The following is a 21,625-nucleotide window of genomic DNA, read 5'->3' as shown; positions in this document are numbered from 1 at the left end:
CGAGCGGGATCATTTGCCCGGCTCGGGGTCGCGGGGAAGGCCGAGGATGCGCTCGCCGATGATGTTGAGCTGCACCTCGGTGGTGCCGCCGTAGATCGTCATCGCGCGGCTGAACAGCATGGCCCGCGCAACGATGCCGCTCTCGGCCAGCGGCACCTCGGTGGCGGCCGCCGTGCCCTGCGCCGCCCAGCAGTGGTCGGCGACGTCCTGGTTGAACTGGACGCCGAGGAGCTTGCGGACGCTGGCCTCCGCGCCCGGCTCCACGCCGTTCAGCTGCTTGAGGGTGGTGCGCAGGCCGAGCAGGTCGATCGACTGGCCCTGGGCGACGAGCTTGCCGACCTCCGCGGCGGCGACCGCGTCCAGCGTCCGCCGCTTGAAGAACTTCAGCAGCTCGGGGACGCCCATGCCGAGGCCGCCGCCGGTCGACAGCGACACCCGCTCGTTGGACAGCGTGTTCCGCGCGACCTGCCAGCCCTTGTTCACCTCGCCGACCACGCGGTCGTCCGGGACGAACACGCCGTCGAGGAACACCTCGTTGAAGATGGCCTCGCCGGTCAGCTCCTTGAGGGGCCGGACGTCGACGCCCTCGGACTTCATGTCCACCAGGAAGTAGGTGATGCCGTCGTGCTTGGGCGCGCCGGGATCGGTGCGGGCGATGCAGAAGCCCCACTGGGCGTAGTGCGCGAGGGACGTCCAGATCTTCTGGCCGGTGAGCCTCCAGCCGCCCTCGACCCGCTCGGCCTTCATCGACAGCGACGCCAGGTCGGAGCCGGCGCCCGGCTCGGAGAACAGCTGGCACCACACGATCTGCCCGCGCAGCGTCGGGCGGAGGAACCGCTCCTTCTGCTCGTCGGTGCCGTACCGGACGAGGGACGGCACCAGCCAGGCGCCGATCCCCAGGTTGGGGGCCTTGACCTGGGCGGCCTTCAGCTCCTGCTGGATGAGGATCTGCTCGACCGGCCCGGCCTCGCGTCCCCACGGCTTCGGGAAGTGCGGGACGCTCCAGCCCTCGTCGCCCAGCCTGGCGTGCAGCTCCTCCTTGTCCTCGATGGCGGCCAGCCCGGCGATCTCGCCGCGGATCCGCTCGCGGACCGGCTGGGCGTCCTCGTCGAGTTCCAGCACGACCTCGCGGCGGCGGCCGTCCAGCGCGAGCGCAGCGATCTCGGCGGCCCAGTCCTTGGACGGGCCGAGCAGCGACCGCAGCGTCAGGGCGCGGCGCAGGTAGACGTGCGCGTCGTGCTCCCAGGTGAAGCCGATGCCGCCGAGGATCTGGATGGCGTCGCGGGCGGTCTGCACGCCCGCGTCGACCGCGATGACGGCCGAGACCGCGGTGGCGAACCCGGCTTCCTCGGTGCCCTCGTCCAGGGCGCGGGCGGCGTCCCAGGCGGCGGCGCGGGCCTGCTCCAGCGCGATGAGGCTGCGCGCGGCCTTGTGCTTGACGCCCTGGAACTGCCCGATCGGGCGGCCGAACTGCTCGCGCACCTTGGCGTACTCGGCCGCGGTCGTCACCAGCCAGCCCGCGAGGCCCGCCGACTCGGCGCCGAACAGCGCCGCGGCGAGGTCACGGACGCGGCCGGTGGTGAGGCCGTCCAGCACGCGGTCGGGGGCGACGGCGACGCCGGACACCTCGACGGACGCGACGCGGCGGACCCGGTCCAGGCTCGCGACCGGCGTGACGGTGACGTCGGCGGCGTCGACCGCGATCCACTGCTCGCCGTCGCCGTCCGCGACCGGCAGGACGATCACGTCGGCGAGCGCGCCGCCGAGGACCGTCGCGGACGTCCCGGTCACGACGAGGGAGTCGCCGTCGCGGCGGCCCGTCAGCTCCCCGCCCAGCGCGACGGCGGCCGTCCTGGACCCGTCGGCGAGGGCGGGCAGCAGCTCCGCGCGCACCTTGGCGTTGCTGGACGCGTTGACGACGGTGCTCGCGAGCACGGTCGGCAGGAACGGGCCGGGCGCGGCGGCGCGGCCCAGCTCCTCCAGCACGACCGACAGTTCCAGGAGGCCGTAGCCCTGGCCGCCGTGCTCCTCCTCCAGGTGCAGGCCGAGCAGGCCCTGCTCGGCCAGCGCCGGCCAGAACCCGGGCCTTGTCTCCTCGTCCGCCTCCAGCGCGGCCCGGACGGCCGTCACCGGAATGTTGCGCTCGGCGAAGCCGCGCACCGAATCGGCGAGCGCCTCGTGCTCCTCGGTCAGCCCGATGGCCATGCGTGAACCCTCTCTCAGCCCGCTTTTGACAGCGATTCTAGAACAGGATTCGGTGAAGTGGTCCAGTGCCCCGGAACTCAACCTTCGCGTGTCGCCGCGGCGTCCGCCTCATCCGCGCGTGCGTCAGGGTTCGCGTGCACGGGCAGCCGGCGGGGCGCCGCCTTGTCACCGGCCTTGCGGCCGACGGCCAGGCTGGCTGCGGTGGTCGCGAGAAGCGTCCCGGCGATCACCGCCAGGGACAGCCAGATCGGGATCTCGGGCGCCCACGCGACACCGTACTCGTGCATCGCGTGGAAGATCAGCTTGACCCCGATGAAGCCGAGGATGAACGCCAGCCCGTGCGCGAGGTAGACGAGCCGGTCGGTGAGCCCGCCGAGCAGGAAGAACAGCTGGACCAGGCCCATCAGCGCGAACGCGTTCGCGGTGAACACCAGGTACGGCTCGGTCGTCAGCCCGAAGATCGCGGGAATGGAGTCCAGCGCGAACAGCACGTCGGTGGAGCCGATGGCGATCATGACGATGGCCAGCGGGGTGACCAGGCGGCGGCCGTGCCGCCGGACGACGAACCGGTTCCCGTCGTAGTCGTCGGACGTCGGGATGACCCGCTTGGCCCACCGCAGCAGCGCGTTCTCCTCGAACTCGTCCTCGTCGCCGCCGCGGACCAGCCCGATGGCCGTCCAGATGAGGAACGCGCCGAAGATGAAGAAGACCCACGTGAACGTCGAGATGGCGGCGGCGCCGACCGCGATGAAGATGCCGCGCAGCACCAGCGCGATGACGATGCCCGCCATCAGCACCGTGTGCTGGGCCTGCTTCGGCACGGCGAACCGGGTCAGGATCACCATGAACACGAAGAGGTTGTCGACGCTGAGGCTCTTCTCGGTGACGAAGCCGCCGAAGTACTCACCGGCGTACCGCGCGCCGGAGAAGACCCAGACGCCGATGCCGAACAGCACGGCGAGCCCGATGTAGATCGACGACCAGAACGCGGCCCTGCGGGTGGTGAACTCCCGCGTGTCGTTCCTGTGGATCAGGAACAGGTCGGCGGCGATGACGGCGAGGATCCCTGCGATGGTCAGGGCCCACACCAGGGGTGAGACGGACAACGTGAACACCTCCAGCGGACACGAACGAGCGCTGGAGGTCTCTCCCGCCCCGGACGAACGAGGGCCGCGGAACCCGGGCCGGCATGGACCGGCCGTACTGACGGGAACCGTGCGCGGGGATACTCCCCTCCACTGTCTCCTTCAACGCGGGCCCCACCGGAGCGGTTCCCCTCCGGTGGAACTTTTTCGATCTTTCTCGAACCGGACCGCCGGGGACGGCGTCTAAGGTCCCCTCGCCCCCGCTCTTCCGCTCAGCGGCGGACGTCGGCCAGTTCCCGGTAGAGGTCGGCGAGCTGGTCGACGGCGTCGTCCTCCCCCGGCAGCATGGCCGATCGCTGCGCGGCGGCCGACCCGAGCCGCGCGGCGAGCGCCGGATCGTCCAGGACACGGCTCACCGCGCGTTCCAGCGCGCCCGCGTCGCCGGGGGGCACCAGCAGCGCCGCCTCGCTCTCGGGTCCGTGCAGCAGCGGGCCCGCGCCGCCGTCCGCCGCCCGCCCGGCCGCGCCGACCATGCCGGGGATGCCGCCGACGCGGGTGGCGACGAGCGGCCGGCCTGCCCGCAGGATCTCCTGGACGATCAGCGGCTGCCCCTCCCACACGCTCGGCACGACCGCCACATCGGAGGCCGCCAGCAGCCCGGGGACGTCCGAGCGGCGCCCGAGCAGCCGGACGGGCAGCTCCTCGGCCTCGACGCGGGCGCGCAGCTCGTCCTGCAGCGGGCCGTCCCCGACGATCGCGACGAGCGGCGGCGGGGTCCGGCCGGCCCAGTCCCGCGCCGCGTCCAGCAGCGTCGGCAGGCCCTTCTGCTCGGCGAGCCGCCCCACCGTGAGGATCAGCGGCCGCTCCCCCACCTCCAGTTCCGCGCGCAGGTCGGCGCGGACGGCCGGGCCCGGAGGGGCCTGCGGCGCGGGCGCCGGGACGATGGCGTGCCCCACCGACCGGGCGCCGAGGGCGCGCATCCGCTCCTCCAGGTCGGGTGAGACGCCGAGGACGCCGGCCGCGCCGCGCGCCACGACGCGTTCCAGCGCACCATAGACGGCGGCCGTCCGCCCGCCGGCGATGACGGCGTTGTGCAGGGTGACGACCAGCGGCGGCCCGCCCCGCGCGAACCGCAGCGGCCCCGGCGCGACCCGCGCGCACGCCGCCACCGCGAGGGCACCGGCCCGCAGGCCGTGGGCGTGGACGACGTCGGCGCCGCGCAGCAGCGAGCGGAGCCGGGCGACGGCCTTCGCGTCTTTCACCGGCCGGGGCCGGTCGGCGAGATCGACCTCGGCGAAACGCGCGCCGCCGCCGGTGAACCCGAACAGCTCCTCGGTCGGCGCGGGCCCGCACACCAGCACCCGGGCACCGCGTCCCGCCAGGCCGGCGGCGACGGACCGGACATGCCGCCCGACGCCTCCCGCGCTGGTGCCGAGGACCAGCGCGACGCGCAGCCCGTCCAGATCCTTCTTCTCAGACATTGCGGGTGACCTTCCGGCTGAGGACGGCCCGCAGATCCCGGCCGTCGATCACGAATGCGATGAGCAGGAAAACCGCGCCGGCGGCCAGCGCGGCCAGCGCCCCGGCCCCGGCGCTGTGCAGCTCCCCGCCCGTTCCGAGCAGGGCGGCCGTCGCGTATCCGGCGGCGGCGCCCGCGGCGGCGCCCGCCAGCCCCGCGGCCAGGGCGCGCGGTATCCCGGCCACGGACGCGGCGCCCCTGGCGCGGACGAGCGTCGCCAGCAGCAGCGCGCCGGCGACGGTCATCCCGGCCGCGTTGCCGATGCCGAGCGCCGCGACCACCCACTCCCGGTCGACCGACAGCACCAGCGCGACGTCGGCGGCCATCACGACCAGCCAGCCCGCCACGACCGCCGCGGCGCCCATCCGGCCCCGGTGGCAGGCGAACAGGACGCGCCCGAGGTGCGCGACGAGCCCGTACCCGACGAGGCCGGGCGCGAACGCGAGCACCGCGCGGGACAGCACGTCCTGCTGGTCGGGAAGTCCCGGGTTGAACACCGCCGCGACGGGCACGGCGACCGCGGCCAGCACGGCGGCCCCCGCGCACGACACCAGCACGACCGCGCGGGTGGTGGACGCGGTGACCTGGTCGAACCGGTCCTGCTCCCCGGCGCTGATCCGCGCCGACAGCGCCGGGAACGCGCTGGTCGCGATCGGCACGGCCAGGATCGCCCACGGCAGCAGGTAGATCGCCCACGCGTACTGGTAGTTGGCGAGCGCGCCGCCCGTTCCCTCGTAGCTGAGCCGCACGACCAGCAGCGCCGACAGCTGCTGCGCGGCGACCGTGGCGAGCCCGGCCAGTGCGAGCCGCCGCACCCGCCGCGCCACCCCGTCCGGGAAACGCAGCGTCGGCCGCAGCCGGAGCTTCAGCCGCCACGCCGCGACCCCGGCGGTCGCCGCCATCGCGACGCCGCCGAGCGTCGTCCCCACCGACAGCGTCAGCTCCGCGTCCAGCGGCAGGCCCGCGAGGTCGTTCTCGTAGCCGCGGCCGAGCGGCGCGTACACGATGTAGGCGCCGACCACCACCAGGCTGGACATCAGCGGCGCCAGCGCCGGCGCGACGAACCGGCGGTGCGACTGCAGCAGCCCGTACAGGACGACCGCCACCCCGTACATCACGATCTGTGCCGACATGACCGTGAGCATCGAGGAGCCGACGTCCACGATCCCGTCGCGGGTGCAGCCCTTCAGGTCGCCGCCGACCAGCAGCTCCATGATCGGGCGGGAGCCGAGCGCCATCAGCGCCGACAGCGGCACCATCAGCACCACGATCCAGGTCAGCAGCGCCGACCCGATCCGGCGGACCTCCTCGCGGTCGCCGCGCTCGGCGGCCCCGGCCAGCACCGGCACGACCATCGCGGTCAGGGCGCCGCCCGCGACGATCTCGTAGACGATGAAGGGGAACTGCGTCGAGGTGAAGTAGGCCTGGCTGAGGCACGACGTCGTGACCGTCTGGGAGAAGGCGTAGGTGCGCCCGAACCCGGCCAGCCGCGCCAGGACGGTGATGACCGCGATGACGACGGCGGCGCCGGCGAGGCCGCCGGTCAGGCGGCGCAGACTTGACGGTGGCACGCTCGTGTGGTTCTGCCGGGGGGCTCGTGCGGCGGCCTACGCGGGGCCGGCGGCGACGCCGTCGCCGGCCGTACCCGTACCCGCCGGCCCGGTTCGCGGCGGAGCGGGCGGTCGGAACGCGTCCTCAACGTCCGGCTTGTCCTCCGCGACGGGGGACGCGGGCGCGGGCACCGTCGCGGCCGCCGGGCGGCGGCCGAGCATGTCGACGCGGTTGAGCACGGGGTTGCCCGCGATGACCTTGGTGAAGCTGACGAACTCGCTGGCGGCGTTCAGCCCGGCCAGCCCGGCCAGCACGGCTAGGCGCGGCCCCCGGCCGAGCCGGGTGGCGGCCAGGCCGAGCAGCGCGCCGAGCGCGTTGGAGCCGGTGTCGCCGAGCATCGCCCGCTCCGCGAGGTCCTCGGGCAGCAGCGCGAGGGCGGCGCCGAGCGGCGCGGCCACGACGGCCGACGACGGCCCGGCCAGCGCCAGCGGCGTGCCGGTGAGGACGCCGACCTTGACGGCGCGGCCCGGACGCAGGTCGAACAGGTTCATCAGGTTCGCGCCCCCGGCGATGATCGCGCCGTTGACGAGGGCGTCGAACGCGCGTCCGGTCCGGGACGGGGCGGGCGACCCGGCGAGGGCGGCGGCGGCCAGCCCGGTCGCGCCGATGCCGAGGATCTTCACCGCGCCGCTGGTGACCTCACCGCGGGCCAGCGCGGTCAGGTGGCCCTTGAAACCGCGCGAGGAGGCCGAGCCGGCCAGGTCGTCGTAGCCGCCGAGCAGCCCGGACCCGGCGCCCGCGAGCAGCGCGGCGGCGCGCGTCCGGCCGGAGGCGCCCGGCGCCAGCAGCCCGCCCGCGGCGGCGCCCGCGACGACCGCGGGCCCCTCCAGCAGCGTCACCGGCTCGCCGCGGTGGTTGGTGCGGCCCCACACCTCCTCGCCCGGCAGCCCGTTCAGGCCCGGAGGGTTGCGCGTCAGCGCCATGTAGGCGGCGCGCGCGGCGGCGGCGCCCAGGCCCGCGCCGGCCAGCAGCCGCGCGGTCCTCGCCGAGCCGGAGGCGATGCGTCGCTTCATCAGGTCACCCGTTCTTCCCCGCCGTGGGCGCGGGCGAGGGCAGGTAGCCGCTCACGCCGGCGCCCGTCCCGTACTGCCCGGTCTTGCCGCTCATCTCGTTCTGCAGCGCCAGGATCGCCACGACCTGCCCGGAGGCGGTGTCCACCACGTCGACGGTGGAGACCGACTCCTCGGCGTCGGAGTCGCGCAGCGCCGCGATCAGCCCGCCCTCCTGCGCGGAGGTGGAGGGGCCACCGACGACCGTACCGCGCCCGGCGGCGTCGAGTGCGGAGGCCAGCGAGATCAGCGCCTTGTTGTCCTCGCCGCCGCCGTCGTAGGCGAACGGGGTGGCGGGCCCCATCATCACGGCGAGCGTCGCGTGCTGCCCGGGCTTGCCGCTCGAGGTGATGTACCCGGCCTCCTTGAAGCCGTTCAGGACGGCGCCGCTGGCGGCGTCCTCACGGCCGGGCTCGGTGGGGTCCTTGGTGACCAGGGCGTCCGCCAGCACCGCGCCCGCCTTCTGGTAGGTGCTCGCGTTCTCGGGGAACACGACGTCGTCGGCCTTCAGCTGCGTGGCGAGCTCGTCGACGGTGATCCGCTCGTCGTCGTCCAGGAGATTCTTCTGGATCGTGACGCGGCCGGTGACGGTGGCGCCGGCGTTCTTGGCGAGCTCGCTGACCTGCTCGATGCTGTCGTTGCCCGCGCCCGGCGTCTCGACCATCACCACGGACTGGCCCTTCAGCCGGTTCGCGACGATCTGCGGCGACAGCACGTTCGCGAACTGCTCCTGCCCGTTCACCTGCTGCTGGAGCTGCCGCTGCTGGTTGCGGGCCTGCTGGGCGGTCTTGGCCGCCTGGTTCGCCTGCTGCCGCAGGGTGTCGCTCACCGAGTCCGACAGCGTCGTGGAGCCCAGCACGATGCCGAGCGCCAGCGCCAGGAAGATCGCGACGATGGAGACGAGGTGGTATCGGAAATCGATCACGTGAAGAGTCCGGTCAGCCAGAAGACGAAGGCGTGCCAGCGGTCGGCGAGCAGGGGACTGATGACGTCCCCCGCCGGTGACATGGCGACGGCGGTGACGATGGCGATGAACGCGCCGAGGACGAGGAACAGCAGCGACCAGGTGGAGATCCGGCTGCGGTAGAGCCGGCTGACTCCCTTGGCGTCCACGAGCTTGCTGCCCACCCGGAGCCGCGTGAGGAACGTGCTGGCCATGCCGGCGCGGCCCTTGTCGAGGAACTCCACCATGTTGGCGTGCGTGCCGACCGCGACGATGAGCGTGGCGCCCTTCTCGTCGGCGAGCAGCATCGCGATGTCCTCGCTGGTGGCGGTGGCGGGGAACGTCACCGCCTCCTGGCCGAGCTCGTGCACCCGCTGCAGGCCCGGCGCGCGGCCGTCCCGGTAGGCGTGCACGACGATCTCGGCGCCGCAGGTCAGCGCGTCGTCGGACACCGAGTCCATGTCCCCGACGATCATGTCGGGGCGGTAGCCGGCCTCCAGCAGCGCGTCGGCGCCGCCGTCCACCCCGATCAGGACGGGACGGTACTCGCGGATGTAGGGCCGCAGCGTCGCGATGTCCTCGCGGTAGTGGTAGCCGCGGACCACGATCAGCGCGTGCCGCCCGTTGAGCTTCGTGGTGACCTCGGGGACGCCGACGCCGTCGATGAGCAGGTCGCGCTCGCGCTTGACGTACTCCATCGTGTTGGCGACGAACGCCTCCAGCTGGCTCGCGAGGCCCGCCTTCGCCTCGGTCAGCGCCGTCTCCACCGACTCCGCGGTCTGCTCGGTGCCCTTGGCGACGACGTCGTCGCCGCGGTGCACGGCGGGGCCCTCGACGCGGACCTGGTCGCCCTCCTGCAGCTTGGCGAAGATCTCCGGCCCGACGTCGTCGACCAGCGGGATGCCGGCCTCCAGCAGGATCTGCGGGCCCAGGTTCGGGTACCGGCCCGAGATGCTGGGCGCGACGTTGACGACGGCGCCGACCTGGCACGCCACCAGCGCCTCCGCGCTGACGCGGTCGAGATCGACATGGTCGATCACCGCGACCTCGCCGGGCTGCAGGCGCTTGGTCAGGTCCTTGGTGCGGCGGTCGAGCCGGACCGTGGCGCTGATCCCCGGCCGGCCGTCGTCGCGGCCACGGCCGAGCGCGAGCACGCGCAGCGGCAGCTTCTGTGCCAGCCGTACGCGCCGCTCGGTGGTGGGTGACGGGTCGTTCATCACTAGCCATCCTGCCAGAGCACAGAAGCGAACGCCGGAAAGGACGACTGTCCAGGCGTGTCCGTTCGCGCACCCTCTGTAGTTTTTGCCGGAGGGGCGTGGGAGGCCGCCCCCACAGTGACCTCGCTCTGCCGGGGGTGTTGCGGCGGGCCCGGTTACCGTTCCTCGGACGCCATGGCGAGGAGCTCCTCGGCGTGGGCGCGGCCGAGCTCGGAGTCCTCCAGGCCGGCGAGCATCCGCGACAGCTCCCGGACCCGTCCCTCCCGGTCCAGGGCCGTGACGCCGCTGCTGGTGACGGTGCCGTCGTCGGACTTCTCCACCAGCAGATGCTGGTCGGCGAACGCCGCGACCTGCGGCAGGTGTGTGACGACGATCACCTGGGCGTTGCGGGCCAGCCGCGCCAGCCGGCGCCCGATCTCCACCGCCGCCTTGCCGCCGACGCCCGCGTCGACCTCGTCGAACACGAACGTCGGCACGGGGTCGGCGCCGGCGAACACGACCTCGATCGCCAGCATCACCCGGGACAGCTCACCGCCGGAGGCGCCCTTGTGCAGCGGCAGCGGATTGGCCCCCGGATGCGGCGCGAGCCGCACCTCGACCTCGTCGACGCCGTGGGGGCCGTAGTCCCCGGTCGGCGCGACGGTGACGATGACGCGGGCGTGCGGCATCGCCAGCGCGGTCAGCTCCTCGGTGACGGCGCCGGAGAACCGCTCGGCGGCGCGGGTGCGGACCTCGGTCAGCTCCCCCGCCTCCGCGGCGAGCCGCTCGGTCAGCTCCGCGTGCTCGGTCCGCAGCTGCTCGATGCGGTCGTCGTCGCCCTCCAGGTCCGTCAGCCGCGCCGCGGACCGCCGCGCCCACTCCAGGACCTCCGCGGCCGTCGCGTCCGGGCCGCCGTACTTGCGGATCAGCCCGGTCAGCTCGGCCCGCCGCTCCTGGACGACCGCGAGCCGCGACGGGTCGGCGTCCACGGACTCGGCGTAGGACGCGAGGTCGGTGCCGACGTCGGAGACCAGGTAGCCGGCCTCGGCGAGCCGGTCGGCGAGCGCCGCCAGCTCCGGGTCGTGCTCGCGGACGGCGTCCAGCGCGTTGCGGGCCTGGCCGAGCAGGCTCGTCACGTTCGCGGCCTCGAACGCGGCGGCCGCGTCGCCGAGCAGCGCCTCGTGCGCGGTGTCGGCGGCGCCGCGCAGCGCGTCGGCGTGCCCGAGCCGCTCCTCCTCGGCGGCGAGGTCGGCGTCCTCGCCCTCCTTCGGGTCGACCTTCTCGATCTCCTCCAGGCCGAAGCGGAGCATGTCCGCCTCCTGGGTCCGCTCGCGCGCCCGCGTGGTCAGCTCCTCCAGCAGCGCGGTGACCTGCCGGTGCCGCTGGTACGCCTTGGTGTAGGCGCGCATCGGCTTGGTCAGCGCGCCGCCCGCGTACCGGTCGAGCGCGCCGCGCTGCCGCGCCGACTGCAGCAGCCGCTGCTGGTCGGACTGCCCGTGCACGGCGACGAGATCGTCCGCGAGGTTGATCAGCACGTTCACCGGGACGGACCGCCCGCCGAGGAACGCGCGGGAGCGGCCCTCCGCCGACACCGACCTGGTGACGATCAGCGCGCCGTCGTCCAGCTCGCCGCCGGACTCCTCGACGCGTTCCATCACGCGGCCGCCCGGATCGACGACGATGCGCCCCTCCACGGTGGCGCGGTCGGCGCCGGGCCTGACCCGCTGCGGGTCGGCGCGGCCGCCGAACAGCAGCCCGAGGCTCGTGACCACCATCGTCTTGCCCGCCCCGGTCTCACCGGTCACGACGTTGAACCCCGGGGACAGATCGAGCACGGCCTCGTCGATCACTCCGAGGCCCTGGATCCGCACCTCATCGACCATCGGGCGCACCAGCGTCACAACCCTCCGCAAAACAGATCCCGGATCAGCGCCTGTGGAGATTATCTCCTCTCCTCACCGGACGCTCCCCCGTCCGGAGCCGCGGGACCGCCGCCCCGCATCACGCCCGGCCCCGGATGGCCGACGATGCCGCCCGCCGCCGGAGCGTCCCCGACCTGCGAATCCTCCAGCGGAGGGGACGGTCGCGCGGGCTGGCGGACCCGGCCTCTCCAGCCCGTCACGGGAAGCCCGAACTTCGTGACCAGCCGGTCGGTGAACGGGGTGAGATGCAGCCGCGCCAGCCGCACCGGCTCGGCGCCGCGCCGCACCTCCACCCGAGCGCCCGGCGGCAGGTCGAGGGTGCGGCGCCCGTCGCACCACAGGACGGCGCGGGGCGTGCCCGGCAGGACCTCCACCGCCACCGACGAGCGCGGCGACACCACCAGCGGGCGCGCGAACAGCGAATGCGCGCTGATCGGCACGACCAGCATCGCCTCGACCTCCGGCCACACCACCGGGCCGCCGGCCGAGAACGCGTACGCGGTCGACCCGGTCGGTGTGGCGCACACCACCCCGTCGCAGCCCCAGTTCGACAAAGGCCGGCCGTCGATCTCGGCGACGACCTCCAGCATCCGCTCCCGCTCGGCCTTCTCGATGCTCGCCTCGTTCAGCGCCCACGTCGTGCCCATGACCGTGCCGTTGCGGCGCGCTATGACATCGACGGTCATGCGCTCCTCGACGTCATAGCGGAGGGTCACGACGCGGTCGACGGTGGCGGCGAGGTCCTCCCGCTCGGCCTCGGCGAGGAACCCGACATGGCCCAGGTTGACGCCGAGCAGCGGGGTGCCGGACGTGCGGGTCAGGTCGGCGGCGCGCAGCAGCGTCCCGTCCCCGCCGAGGACCATGACGACCTCGGCGCCGTCGGCCGCCGCCGCGGTGCTGGGCATCACGTCGACGCCCCCGGCGCCGATCTCCGCGGCCTCGTCGTCCAGTACCCGCACGCAGATCCCGGCCTCGCTGAGCCGCTCGATGACCAGCTGGGCGCTGCGGATCGCCTCGGGGCGCCCCGTGTGCGCCACGACCAGCACCGACCTTTTGCTCATGCTCTCGCCCCACTCCTCGACGCGCTACCGCGTACAGACGTCTGGACGAACATCCCCGGCGGGGACGTTCCCGGTTCGAACGCCTTCTGTACGGACCCGTGAAGCGGCGTCGATCACTGCGGGCCCTCCGTTATGGCCTTGGCCAGGTCGGCCTCGTCGAGCGGCGGGGCACCTGCACGCAGCCACAAGAAATATTCCACGTTTCCCGACGGGCCCGGCAGCGGGCTGGCCGTCACGCCGCGGACGCCGAGTCCCAGTGTCGCCGCGTGCCCGGCCACGCCCCGGACCGCCTCGGCGCGCAACTCGGGGTCGCGCACCACGCCGCCCGCGCCGACCCGGTCCTTGCCGACCTCGAACTGCGGCTTCACCATGACCGCGTAGTCGGCGCCGGGCGACGCGCACGCCTGCACCGGCGCGAGGACGAGCTTCAGTGAGATGAACGACAGGTCGCCGACGACGAGGTCGGCGGGCGCGCCGCCGAGCATGCCGGGCTCCAGTTCGCGGATGTTCACCCGCTCCATGACGGTGACCCGTTCGTCCGTCCGCAGTGACCACGCCATCTGCCCGTACCCGACGTCCACCGCGTACACGTGCGCGGCGCCGGCCCGCAGCAGGACGTCGGTGAACCCGCCGGTCGAGGCGCCCGCGTCCAGGCACACGCGGCCCTTCACGTCCAGGCCGGCGAACGCCTCCAGGGCTCCCGCGAGCTTGTGCCCGCCGCGCGAGACGTACTCCGGGCCGCCGCCCGCCTCCGCCACCACGATCGCGGCGCCGGTCTCCACCTGCGTCGCCGCCTTCGCCGCGGTCTGCCCGCCGACCCGCACCCGCCCGTCGCCGATGAGCTCCCCGGCGTGCTCGCGCGACCGGGCCAGCCCCCGCCGCACCAGCTCCGCGTCCAAGCGCCGCCTGGTGCTCACGGGCGGGGGCGGAGGGCGTCGGGGAAGCCGGGGCGGGGCGGCCCTGGCCGCACGTGCCGCTCCTGCTGCTCGGGCCGCACGTGCCGCTCCTGCTGCTCGGGCTGCTCGTGCCGCTCGTGCCGCTCGTCCTGGTCGGCGGAGGCGAGGAGCTCCTGGAGCCGCCGGTGGACGTCCTCGTAGATCTCCACGTGCTCGGGGACGGGCCGCGCGCCCAGCTCGCCCAGCGGGGCCACGGCGGCGTCCACGCGCGGGTCGCCGGTGGGGTCGGGCGGCGGGACGGCGGGGATCTCCGGCTCGTCCGGGGCCGGGTCCCGCTGCGCGGCCGGGGACTCCGGCACCTGCGCGGCCTCGTCGGACATCACGTTTACCTCCCAGTAGACCCTTCGCACCCGCGACGAGTCGCCTCCGGCTCATCCTGAACGCTACCGTCCCTGAACGACATCGTTGTCGCAGGAACGGGGAACGGCCTGACCATGGCGAACGAGGAGGACTGCCGGGCGGCGCTCGGCCGTGTCGCGGCGCGCCTGGAGGACGTGGACGCCGACCGGTTCGCCGAGCACGTCGTCGAGCGGACGATCAGCTGCCTCATCCCGGATCTCGGGGTGGCCTACCGCACCCGGCTCCACGGGGGCGGCCTCGACCCGTTCGAGCCGGACGACGACCCCGGGGCCGCCCAGGTCCGGCTCACCATGGACAGCGACGACCTCATCGCGATGGCCCACGATGAGCTGAACCCGGCCAAGGCGTGGGCCGCCGGCCGCCTCAAGATCGAAGCGAGCATCTTCGACCTGCTCCGCCTCAGGAAGCTCCTTTGATCGACGAGAGGGTCTCCAGCGCGCCCGTGAGGGACTCCACGGGCGGCGGCGTGCCGGTCTCCCAGGCGGCGGAGGCGAGGGCGCGGAGGCCGTCGTAGGGGTCGCCGGATCCGGTGAGCGTGAACGCGCCGCCGTCGCGGCGGGCCGTCCAGCCCCCGCAGGTGTGGCCGCCGCCGGCGCGGACGGGCTCCGGGTGCGGGACGAGGAGGCCGGTCAGGTCGGGCGCCAGGTAGGTGGGACGCCGGCCGGGCGGGGCGGTGAGGGCCTGCAGGGGGTCGGTGACGCCGGTGAACACGAGGAGGCTGTCGGCGTCCCCGTTGTTGGCGCCCTCGATGTCGGTGTCGAGGCGGTCGCCGACCACGAGGGGGCGGCGGGCGCCGGTGCGCCGGACCGACTCCTGGTGCAGCGGACGTTCGGGCTTGCCGGTGACGATCGGCTCGACGCCGGTGGCGGAGCTGATCACGCGGAGCAGGGACCCGTTCCCGGGGCGTGGGGGGCCGTTGCCGCCGGGGATGGTCAGGTCCCCGTTGGAGCCGACGAACAGCGCGCCCATGCTGACGGCCTGCGCGCCCTCCGACAGCAGCCCGTACCCGATCTCCGGGTAGTAGCCCTGCGCGACGGCGGCGGGCCGTCCGGCCGCGGTGGACACCGGGCGCAGCCCGTGCGCGTACAGGGCGTGCCGCAGGCCCATGCCGCCCACGACGAGGACCTCCGACCCGGCGGGGAGCCGCTCGGCGAGGAGGCGCGCCGCGGCCTGCGCCGAGGTGACCACGTCCTCTGCGTCCGCCGGGACGCCCACGTCGGTGAGCAGCGCCGCGACCGCCGACGGCGTCCGGGAGGCGTTGTTGGTCACGAACGCCAGCCGCTGCCCGGCCGCGCGGGCCTTGGCGAGCGACTCCGCCGCCGCGGGGACGGGCCTGCTGCCGACGTAGACGACCCCGTCGAGATCCAGCAGGGCGACGTCGTACGCCTCGCTCAGGGGACGGTCGCTGCCTTTCATCGAGCTCCTCATGACCATGATCGTACGGGGATTGTTACCCGCCGGTAAGGCCTCGGGCCGGTCTGCGGTGCGGCACGCGGGTCAGCCCCGGGACGCGAGCGTGGCCCTGGCGTGCCGCAGCGCCTTCGCGTAGTCCTCGTTCTCGGGACGCATGGCGGCGGCGAGCGCCAGATGCCGGGCCGCGCCCTCGAAGTCGCCCATCCGGCTGAGGCACAGCCCGAGACCGAACCGCGCGTAGTCCTCGGCGGGCTCCTCCTTGACGATCAACTGGAAGCTCTCGGCCGCCGCGCCGAACCGCCGCGTCCCGAACTGCGCGCGGGCGAGCGCCTCGCGGATGCTGTGCGACCACGGCTCGGCCTCGGCCGCCCTGGTCAGCAGCTGCAGCGCCGCGCCGGCGCTGCCCGACCTGAGCAGTTCGAGGCCCCGCGTGTACCACTCGTAGACCCCGCCCTCCGGCGGGGCCGCATGATCTCCCGGGGAATCGTCCGGCCGCCCAGATCCTTGATGACTCATGTGGACCTCCCCTCGCAATCCGACCGTACCCGCAGCAACCAGACACGCCCGCCGGTGATTAGCATGCCCAGGGTGGACGACGACCTCCCCTCCGGCCTCGCACCGGAGGCGTTCAGCGCCCGGATCTTCGGGACGGCGGAGCCGCGGACGGGCCGCGGACTGGAACTGACCCCGTTCCGCGGCGTCCGCTTCGTCCCCGAGGTCGCCGGTGACCTCGCCTCGGTGACCATGCCCCCGTACGACCTGATCGACGAGGCGGCGGCCCTGCGGCTGCTGGCGGGCGGCGGGCACAACATCGTCCGGCTCAACCTGCCGCGCGCGGCCGGGGAGGGCTACGACGCGGCGGGCGAACGGCTGCGCCGCTGGCTGGACGAGGGCGCGCTCGCGACCGACCCCGACCCGGCCCTGTACGTCTACGAGGCGTCCCGCGACGGCACGGTCCTGCAGCGCGGCCTGATCGGCGCCGTGGGGCTGCGCGCGGAGTCCGAGGGGGTCGTGCTGCCGCACGAGAACGTCTTCCCCGGCCCGGTCCGCGACCGCCTCGCGCTGATGACGGCCGCGAACGCCAACCTGGAGCCGATCTTCCTCGTCTACGAGGGCGGCGCGGGCGACGAAGGCGTGGGCGACGCCACCCGGATCGTCGACGACACGGCCGCCGGGAAGCCCCTGATGGCGTTCCGCGCCGACGACGGGCTCACCCACCGGCTGTGGCGCATCACCGATCCCGCGCTGCATTCGCGCGTGTCCGCCGACATCCACGACAAGCAGGCGCTCATCGCCGACGGCCACCACCGCTACGCCACCTACCGCGCCCTCCAGGCACGCCACCACGCCGCCGGTGACGGCCCCGGGCCATGGGACGCCGGGCTGGCGCTGCTGGTGGACTCCACGCGCTATCCGCCCCATCTGGGCGCGATCCACCGCGTCCTGCCCGGCCTCCGTCCGGACGACGCCGTCGAACAGGCCGGCAAGGTCTTCCGCGTCACGGAGTTCCGGGACGAGGCAGAGGCGATCGAAGCACTCACCGACGCACCTGGGCCCGCGTTCCTTCTCGGTGGGGGCGACTCCCTGCACCTCCTCACGGACCCCGATTCCGGCGCGCTGAGCCGCTCCATGCCGTCCGAGCACTCGCCGCGCTGGCAGCGCCTCGACACCGCCGTCCTCGACCACCTCCTCATAGGGAACGTGTGGGAGGTCCCCGAGAACGAGGACGCCATCGAAGTCGTGCACGACGACCCGTCCGCCGCCGTCGCCCGCGCCCGGCGCGCCGGCGGCACCGCCGTCATCCTGAACCCCCTCAAGGCCGAGGACGTCCTGGCCGTCGCGGGCGAGGGCGACCGGGTCCCCCGCAAGTCCACCTCGTTCGGCCCCAAGCCCCGCACCGGCCTCGTCCTCCGCGTCCTCGGCCGATGAGGGGCGGGTGGCCCGCCGGGGCGGCCGGGGACGATGATCGGGGGATGGACACCACGACCACGACCACGCCGCTCGGCGGGGACGTCTACGAGATCGACACGCGGATGGCCGGATACAGCGGCATCACCGCCGGATACCTCATCATGTCCGACCGGCCCTGCCTGGTGGAGCCGGGCACGTCCGGCTCCGCACCCGTCGTGCAGGGGGCTCTGCAGGAGTTGGGCATCGGTCCCGACGACCTGGCGAGCGTGGTCGTCACGCACATCCATCTGGACCACGCGGGCGGCGTCGGCGACATCGCGCGGATGTACCCGCAGGCGGAAGTCGTCGTCCATGAGAAGGGCGCGCGTCACCTGGCGGACCCGACGCGGCTCATGCGCAGCGCCCGGATGGTGTACGGCGACAGCCTCGACACCCTCTTCGGCGAGCTGAAACCGACGGACGCGGCACGCGTCCGGGCGGTCGAGGACACCGGCGTGGTCGACCTCGGCGGCGGGCGGCGGCTGGATTCGCACTACTCCCCCGGCCACGCCAAACACCACGTCGGGCTGATGGACTCCCACACCGGCGACCTCTACGTGGGCGACGCCGCCGGCATCTACATCCCCGAGACCGCGGACGTGAAGCCCGCGACGCCGCCGCCGGACTTCGACCTCGACACCGCACTCGCCTCGCTCGGCAGGTTCCGGTCGCTCGGCCCGCAGCGGCTGCTGTTCGCGCACTACGGCCCCGTGACCGAGGTCGACGACACCCTGGCACGGTCGGCCGAGGAACTGCGGATCTGGGTCGACGCCGTCCGCGACGCCAAAGACCTGGACCTCGACCTCGACCATGCCGTCGCGATGGTCGTCGACCGCACCAAGGACCGCTACGCCATCACGGGCGACGACGTCGACCCCGACCTGGCCGCCAAGTACGAGGTCCTCAACAGCGCCGAGAGCAACGTCGCCGGCATCATGCACGCCCTGGGCAAGCACGCCTGACGGGTCCCCGGCGGCGGGACCGGCCTCAGTGGCGGAACGGGCCGGTCACCTCGAACGTGTAGCCGTTCGTCCCCGCGAGGAACCCGCTCTTGCCGCGCTGGGACGAGAAGTAAAGACGCGACCCGTCCGGGCTGAACGCCGGGCCGGTGATCTCCGATTCGTCGTGCCCGAGGATGCGCAGGAACGGCGTCACGATCCCGTCGGGGGTGATGAGGTTGATCTCCATGTTGTCGCCGTCCTCGGCGACGTACAGGTCACCGGACGACGTGCCGGTCACGTTGTCGACCCCGTGCAGAGGCGCCTCACCGTTCGTGACGAGGTCGTCGTCGTAGGCGATGTCCAGCCGCTCGGCGGCCGCGTCGTACGCCCAGACACGGCTGTCGCCCTTGGTGGTGAAGTAGCAGATGCCTTCGGTGTAGTAACAGCCTTCGCCGCCGTCGAAACGCATGGCCTCCGCCACCTGCTCACGGGTCGCGGTGAGCCAGAACTCGGGGTTGGGCACCTTCGCCCACTGGACGGGACCCGTCCCGGAGCCGACCAGTACTTCGAGCGTCCCGGACGACAGGTCGCCCCACGTCCGCGGGCGGAACCGGTAGAAGCACCCGTCGGACTGGTCCTCGGTGAGGTAGACGACCTTCCGCTCCGGGTCGGACGCCGCGGCCTCGTGCTTGAACCGCCCCATCGCGGGACGCGCCACGGCCGTGTCCTCGCCACGCGGGTCCGTCTCCCACACAAGCCCGAAGTCGTGCTCCTCGCACGACAGCCACGTGTTCCACGGCGTCGCCCCGCCGGCGCAGTTGAGCGTGGTGCCGTTCAGGGTCCGGTAGGCGGACGTGACCTTGCCGGACGCGTCGAACCTCATGGCGGACACACCCCCGACGATCGGGACCTCCGAGTTGCTGACGTAGATCCAGCCGTCCCCGTCGGGGAAGCAGGCACCGCCGTCGGGCGCCGGATGCCACGTGTGCCTCGTCCCCTCGACACGCTGAAGCGACCGCGCCACGATCCGGCTCGTGAACCCCTCCGGGAGCTGGAGCCCGTTGCCGTCCACGGCCTGCAGCGGACCGTACGGGCTGGGGCCGGGCTGCGCCGGCCCCGACGCGAAGGCCTGCTGCCACAGGGCCCCCGAGAAGGCGGTCGTGCCACCCGCCACGGCGGCGGCACGCAGGAACATGCGTCGGTTCAGGGGCATGATCACTCCTAGGAGTCGATCACCACCGGACAACTCCGGCGGCCCCCCGAACGGCACGGTCACGTGAATATCGGGCGAAACCTACCCGTGAGTCAAGTAGGGCACGTCATTCCGCGGACGGCGGCCGCTCCTCCTCGGCAGGCTCCGGCTCCAGGAACACCGCCGGGACCTGCGGCGCCTCCTCCCCGGACACCTCCGGCTCCTCGGCACCGGCAGCCTTGAACTCGATGTCCGTCGCCGACACGTCCCCAGCGTCTTCGGAGCCAGTGCCCTCGGCAACAGCGCCCTCGGAAGCGACGCCCTCGGCCAACGCGCCTTCAGGAGCGACGCCCTCGGGAACGGCCCCTTCGACAACGGCGTCCGGAGAGACAGCGCCCTCCAGGCCCGCGCCCTCCGGAGCGGCGTCCACCAGGCCCGCGCCCACCGGGGCGGCATCCGCCGGGGCCGCGCCCTCCGAAACGGCGGCTTCGGCCACGACGCCCTCGGTCTCGTCGCCCTCGGTGTCGAGGATGTGCAGGCCCTCAAGTTCGGCGTACCGTTCGGCGGCGTCGGTGTCGCCGTCCCGGTCGGCCGCCGCGGCCCGCGCGAACCAGTCGGACGCCTCGTCCTCGCGCCCGGCCTCCACCAACGCGTCCGCGTAGGCGTAGAACAGCCGCATCGACCACGGCCGGAGCCGCCTGTCGCGAAGCTCGGGGATCTGCAACGTCACCACGGCCGCGTCATGCTGCCCCAGGTCGCGGCGCACACCCGACTCGACGATGCGGAGCTCGACACGTCCCATCGGGTCGAGGTTCTTGGCCTCCGGCGACTTGATCAGGTCCAGGGCGCGTTCGGGACGTCCGAGCCCCCGTTCACAGTCGGCCATCACCGGCAGGTAGGACTCGTCGCCGGCGCTGAGCCGACGCGCGGCCCGCAGCTCGGCGAGCGCCTCCGACCATTCGCCCGCGTGGTAGGCCGCGATCCCGGCCGCCTCGCGCACGACCCCGACCCGTGACGCGAGCCGCCGTGCGGAGCGCGCGTGCTTGTAGGCCCGCTCGGGGTCCTCCTCGGCCAGCCGCCCCGCCATCACGAGATGCCGGGCGACCTTCGTGGCCAATTCCTTCGGAAGCGTGCGCAGTTCGGCGCGGGCATCCGCGTCCAGCTCCTCGCCTGTGACGTCGTCCGGCAGGATCGGGTCGTCGTGAACAGGCGCGGGACGCTCACGCTCGTCCGAGCGTGCCCGCCGGTCCGGGCGGTCACGACGAGGCCCGGAGGGGCGCCCACCGCCGTCCTGCGGGCGCTTCGGCCCGCCGCGCCCCTGGAAGGGCCGGTCACGATCTCCTGGACGCCCTTCACGCTTGCCGGCGAACGGGCGACCGCCTGGTCGGCGCTCGTCCCGTTTCCCGCGGTCGTCACGGTCCTGGAAACGGCGCTCCCCCTGACCGCTACCGGTCTGGCGACTGCTCGGCCGCCCCTCGCGACGAGGGCCACCACCTTGGCCGCCCCCCTGGCCGGGACGAGACCCACGGGCTCCCGAGTAGCGCCCCTCACGGCCCTCGCGACCCTCTGGGCGCTCGCGACGCTCGCCGCTCTGACCGCCGCGAGGCGCATTGAAGCGGCCTTCGCGCCGCTCGCCACGCGGACCGGTGGGACGACCTTCCCGACGATCGTCCGAACGTCCCTTGTCCCGGGATTCGGTTCGCCGATCATCGGAACGCTTGAACGGACGGCCGGGTTTCCGGTCATCGCGCTTACCACCGGCGTTTCGGTCCTTGTCCTTCCCCCCGGCGGGACGGCCACGTCCACCCTGCGGCCCGCCGGCGCGAGGCGCTCCTCCGCGAGGACCACCGCCCTTACGGCCACCGGAGCCACCCGGGCCGCCGCGAGGGCCGCCCCCGCGACGGGCAGGCGTGCTCCGCCTCCCGTCATCGCTCCGCCGCTCGCGGTTGTCGCCGCTGCGGCCGTCCTCTTCCGCGCTCATCACGTCCGTCACTGTTCTTGAAGGTGGTTGCGTGGACTCTTGCAGCCTACTTTGCGGGCCCACGACATGCGTCGAGGGCCGCCCCAAAAATCGGGGCGACCCTCGACCAATTCAAGTCCGGCGGCGTCCTACTCTCCCACACAGTCTCCCGTGCAGTACCATCGGCGCTGAAGGGCTTAACTTCCGGGTTCGGGATGGGACCGGGTGTTTCCCCCTCGCCAAAACCACCGAACATCTCAAC

General features: G+C 73.6%; 17 protein-coding genes, 1 rRNA gene and 1 pseudogene. 3 read left to right on the top strand and 16 right to left on the bottom strand.

Features of this window, described 5'->3' with window-relative positions; all coding sequences use genetic code 11:
- Nucleotides 1-9 precede the first annotated feature (9 nt).
- From ACTWPP_RS34740 to ACTWPP_RS34690, 11 genes and pseudogenes are all read right to left on the bottom strand, one after another.
- Nucleotides 10-2,205, bottom strand: a complete 2,196-nt coding sequence (locus ACTWPP_RS34740; protein ID WP_443108645.1) for an acyl-CoA dehydrogenase — start codon at nt 2,203-2,205, stop codon at nt 10-12.
- A 77-nt stretch (nt 2,206-2,282) separates the two neighbouring features.
- Entirely contained in the window at nt 2,283-3,311 is a 1,029-nt protein-coding gene (locus ACTWPP_RS34735) for a TerC family protein (protein WP_443108644.1), read from the bottom strand.
- Nucleotides 3,312-3,562: 251 nt separating this feature from the next.
- Entirely contained in the window at nt 3,563-4,771 is a 1,209-nt protein-coding gene (locus ACTWPP_RS34730) for a glycosyltransferase family 4 protein (RefSeq protein WP_443108643.1), read from the bottom strand.
- On the bottom strand, nt 4,764-6,380 hold the full coding sequence (murJ, locus tag ACTWPP_RS34725; RefSeq protein ID WP_443108642.1) for a murein biosynthesis integral membrane protein MurJ: 1,617 nt from the start codon (nt 6,378-6,380) through the stop codon (nt 4,764-4,766). Before murJ ends, ACTWPP_RS34730 begins: the two co-directional genes overlap by 8 nt.
- 36 nt (nt 6,381-6,416) lie before the next feature.
- On the bottom strand, nt 6,417-7,433 hold the full coding sequence (locus ACTWPP_RS34720; RefSeq protein WP_443108641.1) for a hypothetical protein: 1,017 nt from the start codon (nt 7,431-7,433) through the stop codon (nt 6,417-6,419).
- A gap of 4 nt (nt 7,434-7,437) precedes the next feature.
- Nucleotides 7,438-8,394, bottom strand: a complete 957-nt coding sequence (locus tag ACTWPP_RS34715; RefSeq protein ID WP_443108640.1) for a copper transporter — start codon at nt 8,392-8,394, stop codon at nt 7,438-7,440.
- Complete coding sequence (gene steA, locus ACTWPP_RS34710; protein ID WP_443108639.1) at nt 8,391-9,629, bottom strand: putative cytokinetic ring protein SteA; 1,239 nt, start codon at nt 9,627-9,629, stop codon at nt 8,391-8,393. The genes ACTWPP_RS34715 and steA overlap by 4 nt, the downstream gene beginning before the upstream one ends.
- Nucleotides 9,630-9,784: 155 nt before the next feature.
- Nucleotides 9,785-11,491 carry a DNA repair protein RecN gene (recN, locus tag ACTWPP_RS34705; protein WP_443108824.1) on the bottom strand — a complete coding sequence of 569 codons (1,707 nt, stop codon included), beginning with the start codon at nt 11,489-11,491 and terminating at the stop codon, nt 9,785-9,787.
- Between the two features lie 212 nt (nt 11,492-11,703).
- Nucleotides 11,704-12,591: pseudogene (locus tag ACTWPP_RS34700) on the bottom strand (NAD kinase); the annotation flags it as partial.
- Between the two features lie 113 nt (nt 12,592-12,704).
- Complete coding sequence (locus ACTWPP_RS34695; RefSeq protein ID WP_443108638.1) at nt 12,705-13,508, bottom strand: TlyA family RNA methyltransferase; 804 nt, start codon at nt 13,506-13,508, stop codon at nt 12,705-12,707.
- A complete protein-coding gene (locus ACTWPP_RS34690; RefSeq protein WP_443108637.1) occupies nt 13,505-13,867 on the bottom strand; it encodes a hypothetical protein in 363 nt (120 codons plus the stop codon). The genes ACTWPP_RS34695 and ACTWPP_RS34690 overlap by 4 nt, the downstream gene beginning before the upstream one ends.
- 114 nt (nt 13,868-13,981) lie before the next feature.
- Between ACTWPP_RS34690 and ACTWPP_RS34685 the strand changes: the two genes are divergently transcribed.
- Nucleotides 13,982-14,323, top strand: a complete 342-nt coding sequence (locus ACTWPP_RS34685) for an SCP2 sterol-binding domain-containing protein (protein ID WP_443108636.1) — start codon at nt 13,982-13,984, stop codon at nt 14,321-14,323.
- Here ACTWPP_RS34685 and ACTWPP_RS34680 read toward each other — a convergent pair.
- Entirely contained in the window at nt 14,307-15,323 is a 1,017-nt protein-coding gene (locus ACTWPP_RS34680; RefSeq protein WP_443108823.1) for an HAD-IIA family hydrolase, read from the bottom strand. The genes ACTWPP_RS34685 and ACTWPP_RS34680 overlap by 17 nt on opposite strands.
- Nucleotides 15,324-15,404: 81 nt before the next feature.
- The gene (locus ACTWPP_RS34675) at nt 15,405-15,836 is read right to left on the bottom strand and encodes a tetratricopeptide repeat protein (protein ID WP_443108635.1); all 432 of its coding nucleotides are present in this window, start codon (nt 15,834-15,836) and stop codon (nt 15,405-15,407) included.
- 63 nt (nt 15,837-15,899) lie between these two features.
- Here ACTWPP_RS34675 and ACTWPP_RS34670 point away from each other — a divergent pair, with 63 nt between their 5' ends.
- Together ACTWPP_RS34670 and ACTWPP_RS34665 are read left to right on the top strand one after the other, a co-directional pair.
- Nucleotides 15,900-17,249 (top strand): DUF1015 family protein, encoded by a 1,350-nt coding sequence (locus ACTWPP_RS34670; RefSeq protein WP_443108634.1) that lies wholly within the window; start codon nt 15,900-15,902, stop codon nt 17,247-17,249.
- 44 nt (nt 17,250-17,293) lie between these two features.
- Nucleotides 17,294-18,232 carry an MBL fold metallo-hydrolase gene (locus ACTWPP_RS34665; protein WP_443108633.1) on the top strand — a complete coding sequence of 313 codons (939 nt, stop codon included), beginning with the start codon at nt 17,294-17,296 and terminating at the stop codon, nt 18,230-18,232.
- Between the two features lie 25 nt (nt 18,233-18,257).
- On the opposite strand, the gene ACTWPP_RS34660 is transcribed toward ACTWPP_RS34665, so the two are convergent.
- The 3 genes from ACTWPP_RS34660 to rrf all read right to left on the bottom strand — a co-directional run bounded on the left by ACTWPP_RS34660 (nt 18,258) and on the right by rrf (nt 21,616).
- Nucleotides 18,258-19,424, bottom strand: coding sequence for an alkaline phosphatase PhoX (locus tag ACTWPP_RS34660; RefSeq protein WP_443108632.1), 1,167 nt, complete (start codon nt 19,422-19,424; stop codon nt 18,258-18,260).
- Nucleotides 19,425-19,530: 106 nt separating this feature from the next.
- The gene (locus tag ACTWPP_RS34655; protein ID WP_443108631.1) at nt 19,531-20,520 is read right to left on the bottom strand and encodes a hypothetical protein; all 990 of its coding nucleotides are present in this window, start codon (nt 20,518-20,520) and stop codon (nt 19,531-19,533) included.
- Nucleotides 20,521-21,499: 979 nt separating this feature from the next.
- Nucleotides 21,500-21,616 (bottom strand): 5S ribosomal RNA (rrf, locus tag ACTWPP_RS34650).
- Nucleotides 21,617-21,625: the final 9 nt, after the last annotated feature.

The organism is Actinomadura sp. 3N407 (assembly GCF_052245875.1).
GTDB lineage: Bacteria > Actinomycetota > Actinomycetes > Streptosporangiales > Streptosporangiaceae > Spirillospora.
The sequence above is the reverse complement of the archived record's forward strand: the minus strand, read 5'-3'. Positions and strand labels throughout refer to the sequence as shown.